Raw genomic sequence first — 12124 nt, forward strand, 5'->3', positions numbered from 1 at the left:
GCCGCCCCCTTTCAGCAGGCCGCGTGGAGGTACGCTTGCGCGGGGATGGCCGGCATGGATGCCGGCCAAGCCCCGCTGGGCCATGGACGGCCCATCGGGGCGTGCCCTGCTAGCGGGCCGGAACGCGGGCTTACTTTCTCAAGAGCTGGCGCCCCAGCGAGGGGCCAATGGTGGGGGCGGCGACCCCAAGGCCGGCTCGCAAGCAGAACCACACTGATCCGCCCCCCCTCAAGGCAAAAGGAAAAGAACGCTCTAATCCGCCTACCAACCAGCACATGACAATTTTGATTAACTTTTTTGACATAAATGTCACAACTGATGGCTTAGGGTGCCCCACCCGTTTTAATCCCGGCATAGCACCGCGCCACTATTCGCGCGACCGATGCCGTCTTTGGAAAGCCGATGACCACCGATACCCCCAAGACCCCCGCCAAGCAGCGCTTCGATTGGAAAGGCCTGGCGTGGCTTTTCGTGTTTTTCTGGTACTTTTCTGGCGTCACCCAAGGGTTGATCCAGCTCAGCGGCACCACCGGCTTTGCCGGTTTTCGTGATGCGTTTTTCCTCAGTACCCTATGGCTGATCCCGGTCTTGCTGTTTCCCCAGCGCGGGCGCCTGATTGCCGGCGTGTTGGGCCTGGTGCTGTTTCTGTGTTCGCTGCTGAGTTTCGGTTACTTCCTGATCTACCAGCAGGAATTCTCCCAGAGCGTGATCTTCGTCATTTTCGAATCCAACGACGCCGAAGCCGGGGAGTACCTCAGCCAGTATTTCGTCTGGTGGATGGTGCCGGCATTCTTGGCCTATACGGCCGGCGCCGTGCTGCTGTGGACCCGCGTACGCCCGGTGCGGATTTCCAGGCCCAAGGCACTGGTCGTCAGCATAGTGCTGTTGGCATTGTTCGTGGCCATGCCGATCGCCAAGCAGATTCCGCGCACGCCGACCCTGGTCGACGCCTGGCAGAAATTCGAAGATCACATCGAGCCCGCCGTGCCTTGGCAGCTGCTGATCGGCTACCGCAACTACCGCCAGCAGCTGAGCGGCATGGAAGCGATGCTCGAGGCCAACGCCAAGGTCCCGCCGCTCACCCATCTGGTGGACAGCGGCGCCGGCCTGCCCGCCACGCTGGTACTGATCATCGGCGAGTCGACCAACCGCAGCCACATGAGCCTGTATGGCTACCCGCGTGAAACCAACCCCGAGCTGGATCGCATGAAGGACCAGCTCAGCGTCTTCACCAACGTGGTCAGCCCGCGTCCGTATACCATCGAGTCGCTGCAGCAGGTGCTTACCTTTGCCGATGAAAAGCATCCAGACCTGTTCCTGTCGACGCCGTCGATCGTCGATGTGATGAAGCAGGCCGGCTACAAAACCTGGTGGATCACCAACCAGCAGACCCTGACCAAGCGCAACACCATGCTCACGACCTTCTCGCAGCAGGCCGATGAGCAGGTCTACCTCAACAACAACCGCAACCAGAACGCCGCCCAATATGACGGCGACGTGCTGGAGCCGTTCGCCAAGGTGCTGGCCGACAAGGCACCGCGCAAGCTGATCGTGATCCACCTGCTGGGTACGCACGTCAATTACGACTACCGCTACCCGCAGGAATTCGCCAAGTTCAGTGGCCGCGAAGGCACGCCGCCGGGCCTGAACGAAGAGCAGGTGAAGACCTACAACAGCTACGACAACGCCGTGCTGTACAACGACTTCGTGGTCTCGAGCATCATCAAGCAGTTTGGCGCCACCGACCCCAACGGCTTCCTGCTGTACCTGTCCGACCACGGCGAAGACGTCTACGACTCCGGCAAGCACGACAGCCTGGGCCGCAACGAAGGCCGGCCGACCGCGCCGATGTACACCATCCCGTTCATGGCTTGGGCTTCACCGAAGTGGCGCGCCACTCACGACTGGAATTTCGCCGGCAACCTCGACCGACCGTACAGCAGCTCCAGCCTGATCCACACCTGGGCCGACATGGCCGGGCTCAGCTTCGACGAGCACGATCGCTCCAAGAGCCTGGTCAGCCCGGCGTTCGTGGCACGCACGCGCTTTATCGGCGACCCCTACCAGCCGCAGACCTTGCGCGACTTCGGCGATCTGGCGAAGGAGCCGGGTGTCAGGGGCGACGAGCAGAAGGTAACGATCAAGTAAACAGTTCACCGCCGCCCTCGATACCCTGTCGCGGGCGGCGGTGAGTTTCACCAAAGGTGCAAATCTCGCGACCTTTACTCCTTCATCGCAATGACTATTCCCTTGCCCAGGCGTGCTAAAACAGCGCCTGTCCCTGCAAGGAAACCAGCGATGACCCGTTCCCCCTCCGATCCTCGATTCGCCGTCTTCTGCTTCGCCAGCTTCTTGCTGTCGCTGGCCTATGGCGCAACCTTTCTGTTATCGCTGCTGATGACCTCGCTCGGCGGCAACGAGCGCGATGCCGGACAAGTGTTCGCCGTGACCATGGTCAGCACGCTGGCGGCGGTGCTCGGCAGCGGGCACATGATGCAGCGCTGGGGTGCCGGGCGCAGCGTGGCGTTCGGCGCGGGCTGCCTGGTGCTCGCTTCGCTGGGCTTCGCCCTGGTCACCACGCTGGGGCCGGCACTGTGGCTGTGCGGGCTGGTGCTGGGTATCGGTTGGGGGGTGTTCTACACCCTGGGGCCGATCATGGTGGCGGCGATGATCGAACCGGCGCGGCGCACCCACTGCTTCGCGCTGTTATCGGGGAGCATGTTGACCGGTATCGGCAGCGGCCCGCTGGCTGGCAAAGTGGCCGGTCACTTTGGCTTGCCGGTGCAGTCGGCATTCCTGTGCGCGGCGCTGGCGGCATTGTTGGGTGGGCTGTATTTCTGGCGCTTGGGCAGGGGGCAAGAGACTGCTTCGCAGAGGGTCCAGCTGAGTGCCTCGGCAGCCTGGCAGGTGCTGCGCTCGAAGTCGGCGCTGTCGATCCTGATGGTCGGTCTGGGCGGCGCGATCTTCGGTGGGCTGGGCAGTTTCCAGACCAGCTATGCCAAGAGTCTGGGGCTGGATTATTCGCTGTTCTTCATAAGCTTCATGGGCGCCGCGATCTGCTGCCGCCTGTTTATCGCCGGCTGGGTGGTCAAGCGTGACCCCTTGGCGTGCTCGTGCGCGCTGACCACCTTGATGTTGATCGCTGTGGCGGGCTTTGCCGGATGGGTGCACGACAGCCTCGGTTACGGCCTGACGGCGGCGCTGCTCGGCGTCGGTTACGGCCTCAATTACTCGGTGATCAACGGTCTGGCCGCCAATGAGGCACCGCCGGGCCTGACCGCGCAGGCCTTGCTGCTGTTCAGCCTGAGCTACTTCATCGGCGTGTTCGGCTTTCCGTTTCTGGCTGGCAGGCTGATTGCTGCCGGTGGGGTGCAGGGCATGTTGATGTATGTGGGGTCGATTGCGTTGTTGATCTGGGTGTTGAGTGTGGGGCGTTGGGTGAGTGGGAGATTGGGGCAATCGGGAAGTGCAGTGTTGTAGGGAATACTCGCGTTTCGAGTGGCGAATGCTGTAGCCGTCCTGATACCTTCACCGCTCGTCTGCAAGCGTACCGTTTGCGCCAAGGAGCCTGAGGAAGCCGATGCCTGATCCAGCTGATATCAAATTCACTCAGACCGCGCCGATCCTGCGCATCTTCGATGTGCTCAAGGCCAAGCAATTCTATGTGGAATTCCTCGGGTTTCAAATCGATTGGGAACACCGCTTCGGCGAGAACTTTCCGTTATACCTGCAAGTCTCCCGAACCGGCTTGGTACTGCACTTGAGCGAGCATCATGGTGATGCCACCCCGGGCTCCAATACCTTCGTGACCATGACCGGCATCGATGGGCTGCAACGCGAGTTGGCGGCCAAGGATTACACCTATATGAAGCCCGGGATCGAAACGCTGGATTGGGGCAGGGTAATGACAGTGACGGATCCGTTCGGCAATCGCATCAGGTTTTGCGAGTCGAGTTGAGGGGTGTCGAGCCTGACAGCTGCCCATGAATTCCGCTGAGCCGTGCTGACGGCGCTTGAGTCGCCTGAGGGGCCCTCGCGCTGAGAGGGGCGGTGGTCGCGCGATGGGCCTGCCTCAAATGCCCCTGAGCAGCTCAAGGGCATCCTCATCCATCAGCTGCTCTGCAACGGCGGCGTGCGCGGCGGAATCTGCCTACGCGAGCCGGTCGCTTCGAACGCCGCAGCCAAACGCAGCAGCGACGAATCGTCATAGGCGCGCCCGGCGAACGTCAGGCCCGAAGGCATGCCGATGTCCGCCATCACGCCCATGGGCACGGTGACGGTAGGCACGCCGAGGTGGCGTATGGCGAGGTTGCCGTTGGCCACCCAGACGCCGTTGCTCCAGGCGATGTCGGCCGCTTGCGGGTCGACATCGGCATTGGCCGGGCCGACATCGGCGACGGTGGGGAAGATCACGGCATCCAGCCCCAGTCTGTCCATCCACGCTTCGAGATCGATGCGGCGCGTCTGCTCCAGGCCGCGCAAGCCATCGGCCAGGGTGGGAATCTCGTTCCACGGCGTGATGCCGCGCTCGGCCATGCGCACGTACTCGTCCATGCCCGCCGCGAGGTCGCCTTCGCGATTGGGCAAGGTGCCGGGGTCATGGGGGAAGATCAGCGGGCCGTCGACGTCCACCAGGCGATTGAGGGCCGGGTCGCCGTTGGCACGCAGGAAGTCATCGAACGCCCAGGCGCTCAGGTCCCACAGTTCATGGTGCAGAAATTCTGGCGACACGATCCCGCGGTTGAACACCGTCGGCGCGCCAGGACGATCGCCTTCGCAGTTCGACACCAGCGGGAAATCCACTTCCAGCACTTCGGCGCCCGCGGCTTCGAGGGCCTCGCGGGCTTGCTGCCAGAGGGCGATGACGGTGGGCCGGGTATTGATGCGCTGGCCGGTCGGGCCGCCGATCCCGGGGGCTTCGCTGGTGCCGGCGTCGGGGTCGGCGTTGATGTACATGCGCGGCACGCCGAAGCGTTTGCCGGCTAGGGCTTCGGGCTTGGCGGCGAGCTCCAGGTAGGAGCTGGGGCGTACCGATTCGACCGATGGGATGGGTACCCAGGTTTGCAGACGCCACAGGTCGCCACGGGTGTCCGGGTCGGGGGCGACGATCACGTCGAGTACTTCGAGCAGGTCGGCCATGGTCCGCGCGAAGGGCACTACCACGTCCATGGTCGGGGTCAGCGGCCAGTTGCCGCGCACCGAGATCAGCCCGCGCGACGGCGTGTAGGCGCACAGACCGTTGTTGGCTGCGGGGCCGCGGCCGCTCGACCAGGTCTCTTCAGCCAGGCCGAAGGCCGAGAAGCTGGCGGCGGTGGCGGTGCCGGCGCCGTTCGAGGATCCGGAAGCGAAGGGCGCGGTCAGGTAATCGGCGTTGTAGGGGCTCTCGGCGCGGCCATACACACCGCGCTGCATGCCGCCGTTGGCCATGGGCGGCATGTTGGTCTTGCCCAGGCAGATGGCGCCGCCGGCGCGCAGGCGTTCGATGGTGAAGGCGTCGCGCTGGGCGACCAGGTGAACAAAGGCCGGGCTGCCGGATGCCGCCGTCAGGCCCTTGACCAGGTAGCTGTCCTTGGCGGTATAGGGGATGCCGTCCAGCGGGCCGAGCGTCGCACCGCGGGCCCGACGTTCGTCGGCGGCCTGGGCTTCGGCGAGGGCCTGGGGATTGCGCACCACCACCGCGTTGAGGGCGGTAGGCGTGTCGGCGCCATCGAACGCGTCGATGCGCGCCAGATAGGCCCCCACCAGCTCGACCGACGTGGTCTGGCCGGACTCGAGCGCGGCGCGCAACGCGGCGATGGAAACCTCGGTTACCTCGATCATGCTGTCTCCAGGCTGTGCAGCTTATAAATAACGAAGGCGCCCATTTTCGTCACTCTGGGGATGGGACTCAAGGGCGCTGTTGCTTCAGTCCAGTAACGAGATCAGCCGTGGCTCCAGCGTTCCACTCGTCACCTCCAGCAAAGCCAGGGTCACCGGTAGCTTGAAGCGCCGCCGCCCGGCGCTGCCAGGGTTGAGGTAGAGGGTTTGCCCGCGCCATTCGATCAGCGGCTTGTGCGAGTGGCCGGTGATGACCAGGCGCACGGCTGCGTCGATCAGGCCCGCAACGTCAGCGATGTCATGCACCAGCAAGGTCCGCCAGCCGCCGAGGTCGAACTGCAGATGGTCGGCGATGGAGGCGGCCCAGGGCGCGTCGAGGTCGTTGTTGCCGCGCACCACGTGCAGCGGCGCGATGGCCGCCAGTTGCTCGAGGATGGCCGCGCTGCCAATGTCGCCGGCATGGATGATTCGCTCGCAGCCCTGCAGGGCGGCGATAGCTTCGGGGCGCAGCAGGCCATGGGTATCGGAGATGATGCCGACGTTCATGTGTGGCTCCGGGTCAGGGTAGGGCGGCTAGTGTAACCGCGCTGCGCCAAAGCCTGTTCTGAACAAAACAAAACGCATAATAAGCATATATTTTAATGTTATTTGGTTATCTAAGGAGTGCCCCCTAGGCTGGGCTTTTCGGCCAAGGGTATGCACCGCATGAAACACAGACTGTTCCTCGGGCTTGCGTTGGCACTGGCGGTTACCGGTGCCGCGCGGGCGGATATCGATGTCGGCGATCAGCGTGGCAACGCCCGGGCCGTGATGGAAGCCGCCGGGGTGCTGCAGGACCTCACCTACAAGATCGAATGGCACGAGTTCGCCAATGCCGCCCCGGTGCTCGAAGCCTTGAACTCCAACCACCTGGACGCCGGCCTGCTGGGCGATGCGCCGCTGACCTTCGCCGCCGCTTCCGGGGTCAAGGCCAAAGCCATATTCGCCTCGGGCTACCTGGGCAATGGCCTGATCGTCGGCAAGGACTCCAGCGTGCGCGGCGTCGCTGACCTCAAGTCGAAAAAGATCGCCACCGTCAAAGGTTCCTCCGGGCACGCCCTGGCCCTGCAAGCCCTGGCCGACGCCGGTTTGGGGGAGAAGGACGTGGAGTTCGTCTTCACCACCCCGGCCGAAGCGACCCTGGCCCTGAGCAATGGTGCGGTTGACGCCGTCGCCACCTGGGAACCCTACATCTCCTTTGCCGTCGAGCAGTCCCAGGTGCGCATCATTGCCGATGGCAAGGCCTACCCGTCGCTCAACTATCTGGTCGCCTCCGACCAAGCCATCGCCAGCAAGCATGCCGAACTGCAGGACTTCGCCCAGCGCCTGGCCAAGGCGCGGCAGTGGGGCGCCGATCATCCGCAACCCTATGCCGCGGTGATCGCCCAATTGCTGCGCCTGCCGGATACAGTGGCGCAGTCCAAGGTCGCCCGCGAGGTCAACCTGCCGCTGACTGACGTGGCCGCGATCCGCAAGCGCCAGCAGGACACCATCGACCTGTACGTGAAAACCGGCCTGATCAAACGGCCCCTCGACGCCGCCACCCTGGTCGATACCAGCTTCTTTTCAACGCCCACCACGGCCGCCAACGAGACCCGCAAACCATGATGCACCTGGCGCTATATCTCGAAGCCGGCACCCACCAGGGCGGCTGGCGCCATCCCGACTCCGCGGCCAGTGGCGGCGTCGATTGGCGCCTGTACAAGAAAATCGCCCGGCGCGCCGAAGCCGCCTGCCTGGACATGCTGTTCGTTGCCGACAAACTGTCGATCGATGACAACTACGGCGGCCACTTCGCCAACACCGTCAAGTATCGCCCGGTGGCTCGCCCCGAACCCCTGACGCTGCTGGCAGCGCTGGCGGCAGTGACCGACCGGATCGGCATTGGCGGTACCGTGTCGTCGTCCTATTCGGCGCCTTACACCGCGGCGCGGATGCTCGCCAACATCGACCACATCAGCGGCGGCCGCGCCGCCTGGAACGTGGTCACCTCGGTCAGCGATGGCGAGGCGCGCAACCACGGCCGCAGCGAACACTTTGCCCACGGCGAGCGCTATGGGCGCGCCAGCGAGTTCATCGAGGTGGTGCAAAAACTCTGGGACAGCTGGGGCGACGACTCGCTGGTCAAGAATGCCAGCGAAGGACTCTACGCCGACCCCTCGAAATTTCACTACGTCGATCACCACGGCGAGAACTTCGATGTGCGTGGGCCGATCAACATCCCGCGGCCGCCCCAGGGCCAGCCCGTACTGATCCAGGCCGGGGTGTCGCAGGCCTTCATCGATCTGGCCGCGCAGAACGCTGAGGTGGTGTTCGTGGTTCAGGCGACGCTGGAGCGCGCTCGGGATTTCTACCGGCTGATCAAGGACAAGGCCATCGCCTATGGCCGCGATCCGGACTCCATCAAGGTGCTGCCGGGGATCGTTCCGGTGGTCGGCCGCGATGCCGAGGACGCGCTGGCCAAGGATGCCTTGCTCAAGTCGCTGATCCGCCCCGAGGCCGGTCTGAGCTTCATGTCGGCGAGCATGAACTTCGACCTCGCGCAGTTCCCTCAGGATGCATTGCTGCCGGACATCAGCGAACGGATCACCGGCAGCAAGGGGCGCTTTGAGTACGTGATCAAGCAAGCGGTGGCGCGCGGCATGACGGTGGGCGAGGTGGGCAAGTGGTATGCCGAGAGTTTGTCGTTCTTTTCACCGGTCGGCTCGCCGCAGCAGGTGGCCGACCAGTTGATCGAATGGTACCGGGCCGAAGCCTGCGACGGCTTCGTGATCCTGCCGCCGTACCTGGAAGAAGAGGACGACCTGTTCCTCGGCCAAGTGGTGCCGCAGTTGCAGGAAGCCGGGGTGTTCCGCCGTGAATACCCGGGCACGACACTGCGCGATACCTTGGGCTTGCAGCGTCCCGCGAGTCGTTATTCCTGAACACCCGCCGCCAGCCCCCACTAACTGACTGTTCTAAAAAACAATTTGTGCGTTACAGGGGTTGGCGGATGTTACAAAAGCTGGTAAATTCCTCGCCGTTCTTGCAGACAAGCCTTTCAAGGCCTCACAAGGACGCAACATCTCGATGTTGCTCTACGAGATACAGGGGCGTCGCCAAGCGGTAAGGCAGCAGGTTTTGATCCTGCCATGCGTTGGTTCGAATCCAGCCGCCCCTGCCATTTTCTTCACGTGTATCCGGTTGCAGCCAGCCCAATGGCCAGTCAGGTTCACGGCAATACCCTCGCAACTCTCCACCTCAGTTGTCGCCAGCCTGGCATGGGCTCTGTATGCTATCGGCCAGCTTTACGTCTTCAGGTAGTGGTCGTCGACGCCCAACAGTGCGCCAATCCCGGGTGACTCCATGACCTTACGCTTCCTGCTTTTGCGCTTGTCCTGCCTGCTTGTCCTCGTTGCCCAATCCGCCATCAGTGCCGAATCTGCCGTCAGCGGCGGTGTGCTGCTGCCGGGCTGGCAGGCGGTCGCCGAGCAGGCCTTGGGCGATATCCGCACGATCGCGCTGCAGATGCATCCCGAGATGGCGCAGACCTCTGGCGTGGTCAGCGACGGGCCGCAGGCGAAGCCGCTGATCGATGGCTTCCTCGCCGGTGCCGCCGGCGCCTCGCCGATCAGCGCCGCTGCAGCACGGCAGATGATAGAAAACCTGTGGCAGGCCGGCACCCATGCCGATGCCAGCAACGAGTTGGCGGCCGAGCGGGTGGCGCGCAGCTATACCTTCGCCAGTGCCGAAGCGCAGCTGGCCCGCAGCGTCTACGGCGGGCCGCCAGGCGGTGCCGCGTATGCCGCCTGGTGGGCCTACCGCCAGCCCGGGGGGACTGCGCTGCAGGCGCTGCGTGTCGGTCTGCTGGCGGGGCAGGGTCTGTGGGAGGCCGAGCTGGGTAGCGATCCGCAGGGTGACGCTTTGCAAACGATGCATGACACCACCTTGGCTGGCGCACTGGGTGGCGTGGCCGTCGCCGCTGCGGGAGGCGACGAGCAGGCGCTGCGGGCAGCGTTTTTCGACACCGGCGCTGCGGTGTTGCTGCACAGCGGCTCCCAGCTGTCCTGCATCTCGGCCCGGGTGCAGTGTCAGAAACTTCCTGCAGTGGCTACGGCCAATCGGACAGGACGCACGCTGGACCAGCTGCAACCGGTCGCGCCGGGCGTCGGCATGGACTTCGCGCCATTCGAACCGGGCAGTCAGGTGCCGACGCTGCCACGTCCGCAGGGGGCGCTGGCCCTCGATCAGGGGTGGACGCTCGCCTGGCAGATGCCACAAGGCGTTGAACGCGGTGTGCTGTATCCGGCAGTGGTACTGACCCAGAGTGGTGATTCCGCACCCGCGCCGCAGCCATCGCCGACAGCTGCCCCAGCGCCGGTAGCGACTGGCGCACGGATCATCTGCGAACGCGGCGGAGATAGCCGCGCCATCTGGCTGCTACCCGCCGACCCTAACGCCGGTTACGTCTGCCGCGCCATGTATCAGGTCGCCCAGCAGGCCCCGTCGGTGCTCTGGAACGCCTTGCAGAACCCCGAAGTGTGCGCGGCCAAGGCCCAGGCACGGGCCGATCAGGACGAGTCCCGAGGCTTCAAATGCCATCAGGTCGCCGCGCCTTAGCCGGTACCTGAGCGCGCTCGCCGCCCTGAAATCAGCGAAAGCAGCACACCGATCGATCCAATCCAGGTATCAATCGCATCTTTTTTTGAATTAGACCTCGGCAATCCCAGCCCTCAAGATCGAAGCGCATGGCGAAAGCCCCGCGATTGCGAGCGGGCTTGCTCTGGTCGAACAACAAGAAAAAGGTGGACTTGGAGATGCAGACAGAAAAGAGGACCCGCGTCCGCTTTTACGTGCTGGCGATGCTGTTCGTGGTGTCGTCGCTCAACTACGCCGATCGTGCGGCGCTCTCTATTGCCGGCTCGGCTTTGTCGGCCGACCTCGACCTCAAACCCATTGCCCTGGGCTTTGTGTTTTCAGCCTTCGGCTGGGCCTATGTGTTGGGCCAGATACCCGGTGGCTGGCTGCTCGACCGCTACGGCTCCAAGCGCATCTATGGCATGAGCCTGTTGCTGTGGTCGGCCATGACCTTTCTGCAGGCCTTCGTCGGCGGCTTCGAAGCGACCACTGCGGTGATGATGCTGTTCTTCCTGAGGCTGATGCTCGGGCTGGTCGAGGCGCCGGCATTCCCCGCCAACGGCCGGCTCGCCGCCTCCTGGTTCCCGACCTCGGAACGGGGCATGGCGACCTCGATCTTCGCCTCGGCGCAGTATTTCGCTGTCGTACTGTTCTCACCGATCATGGGCTACATCGTGCACAGCTTCGGCTGGAAATACGTCTTCGTGTTCATGGGCGGTGTGGGCTTTGTGCTGGCGCTGGGGTGGGTCAAGGCCATTCACACGCCCAAGGATCACCCGGGCATCAATCGCGCCGAATTCGATTACATCGAACAGGGCGGCGGCCTGGTGCACATGGACGAAGAGGGGCGTGCCGATCGCTCGCCGAAAATGAAATACCTCAAGGACCTGCTGCGCAATCGCATGCTGATGGGCATTTACCTCGGCCAGTACTGCATCATTTCGATGTCGTATTTCTTCATCACCTGGTTTCCCCTGTACCTGGTGCAGGCCCGTCATCTGGACATCCTGCAGGTCGGCTTTATCGCGGTATTGCCGGCCGTGTGTGGCTTCCTCGGCGGACTGCTGTCCGGCATCACCTCGGATCGCCTGCTCAAGCGCGGCATGTCCCTGACCTGGGCGCGCAAGATCCCGGCGCTGGTGGGGTTCGTGCTGGCGGCGAGCCTGGTGCTGTGCAATTACGTCGACTCGCTGTGGCTGATGGTGCCGCTGATGGCGCTGGCGTTCTTCGGCAAGGGCTTTGCCGCCATTGGCTGGGCCTGCATCGCCGATGCCTCGCCACAACGCCTGACCGGGCTGAGCGGCGCAGTTTTCAATACCGTGGGCAACATCGGCAGCATCGTCACGCCCATCGTGATCGGTTACATCGTCGGCATCACCGGGGGCTACGAGGCGGCGCTGGTGTACGTGGCGGCGCATTGCATCCTCGGTGTGGTGACCTATCTGTTCATCATTCCGGATATCCAGCGAGTCGAGCTCGAGGATGATGTGGCGGTAGAGGCGCCTCGCCCCGTAACCCTCGCGCCTCGGCATTCATGAGCATGAGGCGCTGGGCTCACACATGCGGCGGTAGTGGGCATAGGGCGAATGCTTGAAGGTTTGACGTCAAAGGCAGTCAGCAACTTTTTGGAATCTTGCCCGTTCCAGAGCGG

General features: G+C 63.8%; 9 protein-coding genes and 1 tRNA gene. 8 read left to right on the forward strand and 2 right to left on the reverse strand.

All coding sequences use genetic code 11. The features are described from left to right. Positions 1 to 402 precede the first annotated feature (402 nt). The 3 genes from cptA (at position 403) to AC3WJP_RS00015 (ending at position 3958) form a co-directional block, all read left to right on the forward strand. Positions 403 to 2148, forward strand: coding sequence for a phosphoethanolamine transferase CptA (gene cptA / locus AC3WJP_RS00005; protein ID WP_493719183.1), 1746 nt, complete (start codon positions 403 to 405; stop codon positions 2146 to 2148). A gap of 150 nt (positions 2149 to 2298) precedes the next feature. After that, the gene (locus AC3WJP_RS00010; RefSeq protein WP_493719184.1) at positions 2299 to 3480 is read left to right on the forward strand and encodes an MFS transporter; all 1182 of its coding nucleotides are present in this window, start codon (positions 2299 to 2301) and stop codon (positions 3478 to 3480) included. A 100-nt stretch (positions 3481 to 3580) separates the two neighbouring features. After that, a complete protein-coding gene (locus tag AC3WJP_RS00015; RefSeq protein WP_493719185.1) occupies positions 3581 to 3958 on the forward strand; it encodes a glyoxalase superfamily protein in 378 nt (125 codons plus the stop codon). Between the two features lie 152 nt (positions 3959 to 4110). On the opposite strand, the gene AC3WJP_RS00020 is transcribed toward AC3WJP_RS00015, so the two are convergent. Then, positions 4111 to 5820 (reverse strand): amidase, encoded by a 1710-nt coding sequence (locus tag AC3WJP_RS00020; RefSeq protein ID WP_493719186.1) that lies wholly within the window; start codon positions 5818 to 5820, stop codon positions 4111 to 4113. An 84-nt stretch (positions 5821 to 5904) separates the two neighbouring features. Next, positions 5905 to 6363 carry a metallophosphoesterase family protein gene (locus AC3WJP_RS00025; protein WP_493719187.1) on the reverse strand — a complete coding sequence of 153 codons (459 nt, stop codon included), beginning with the start codon at positions 6361 to 6363 and terminating at the stop codon, positions 5905 to 5907. 159 nt (positions 6364 to 6522) lie between these two features. Between AC3WJP_RS00025 and AC3WJP_RS00030 the strand changes: the two genes are divergently transcribed. From AC3WJP_RS00030 to AC3WJP_RS00050, 5 genes are all read left to right on the forward strand, one after another. Then, positions 6523 to 7464, forward strand: a complete 942-nt coding sequence (locus AC3WJP_RS00030; protein WP_493719188.1) for an aliphatic sulfonate ABC transporter substrate-binding protein — start codon at positions 6523 to 6525, stop codon at positions 7462 to 7464. Further along, positions 7461 to 8780, forward strand: coding sequence for an NtaA/DmoA family FMN-dependent monooxygenase (locus AC3WJP_RS00035; RefSeq protein ID WP_493719189.1), 1320 nt, complete (start codon positions 7461 to 7463; stop codon positions 8778 to 8780). Before AC3WJP_RS00030 ends, AC3WJP_RS00035 begins: the two co-directional genes overlap by 4 nt. A gap of 164 nt (positions 8781 to 8944) precedes the next feature. After that, positions 8945 to 9019: transfer RNA gene (locus tag AC3WJP_RS00040), tRNA-Gln, on the forward strand. A 182-nt stretch (positions 9020 to 9201) separates the two neighbouring features. Then, positions 9202 to 10455 carry a hypothetical protein gene (locus tag AC3WJP_RS00045; protein WP_493719190.1) on the forward strand — a complete coding sequence of 418 codons (1254 nt, stop codon included), beginning with the start codon at positions 9202 to 9204 and terminating at the stop codon, positions 10453 to 10455. Positions 10456 to 10652: 197 nt separating this feature from the next. Further along, positions 10653 to 12011 (forward strand): MFS transporter, encoded by a 1359-nt coding sequence (locus AC3WJP_RS00050; protein WP_493719191.1) that lies wholly within the window; start codon positions 10653 to 10655, stop codon positions 12009 to 12011. The last annotated feature ends 113 nt before the right edge of the window (positions 12012 to 12124 follow it).

The sequence above is a fragment of the Pseudomonas sp. GW821-FHT01A09 genome, from assembly GCF_058986725.1.

Excerpts from the sequence above, each read along its gene's own strand:
- AC3WJP_RS00030 (WP_493719188.1), top strand. The coding sequence starts at position 6,523 with ATGAAACACAGACTGTTCCTCGGGCTTGCGTTGGCACTGGCGGTTACC.
- AC3WJP_RS00035 (WP_493719189.1), top strand. The coding sequence starts at position 7,461 with ATGATGCACCTGGCGCTATATCTCGAAGCCGGCACCCACCAGGGCGGC.
- AC3WJP_RS00025 (WP_493719187.1), bottom strand. The coding sequence starts at position 6,363 with ATGAACGTCGGCATCATCTCCGATACCCATGGCCTGCTGCGCCCCGAA.
- AC3WJP_RS00020 (WP_493719186.1), bottom strand. The coding sequence starts at position 5,820 with ATGATCGAGGTAACCGAGGTTTCCATCGCCGCGTTGCGCGCCGCGCTC.
- AC3WJP_RS00050 (WP_493719191.1), top strand. The coding sequence starts at position 10,653 with ATGCAGACAGAAAAGAGGACCCGCGTCCGCTTTTACGTGCTGGCGATG.
- AC3WJP_RS00045 (WP_493719190.1), top strand. The coding sequence starts at position 9,202 with ATGACCTTACGCTTCCTGCTTTTGCGCTTGTCCTGCCTGCTTGTCCTC.
- AC3WJP_RS00010 (WP_493719184.1), top strand. The coding sequence starts at position 2,299 with ATGACCCGTTCCCCCTCCGATCCTCGATTCGCCGTCTTCTGCTTCGCC.
- AC3WJP_RS00015 (WP_493719185.1), top strand. The coding sequence starts at position 3,581 with ATGCCTGATCCAGCTGATATCAAATTCACTCAGACCGCGCCGATCCTG.
- cptA (WP_493719183.1), top strand. The coding sequence starts at position 403 with ATGACCACCGATACCCCCAAGACCCCCGCCAAGCAGCGCTTCGATTGG.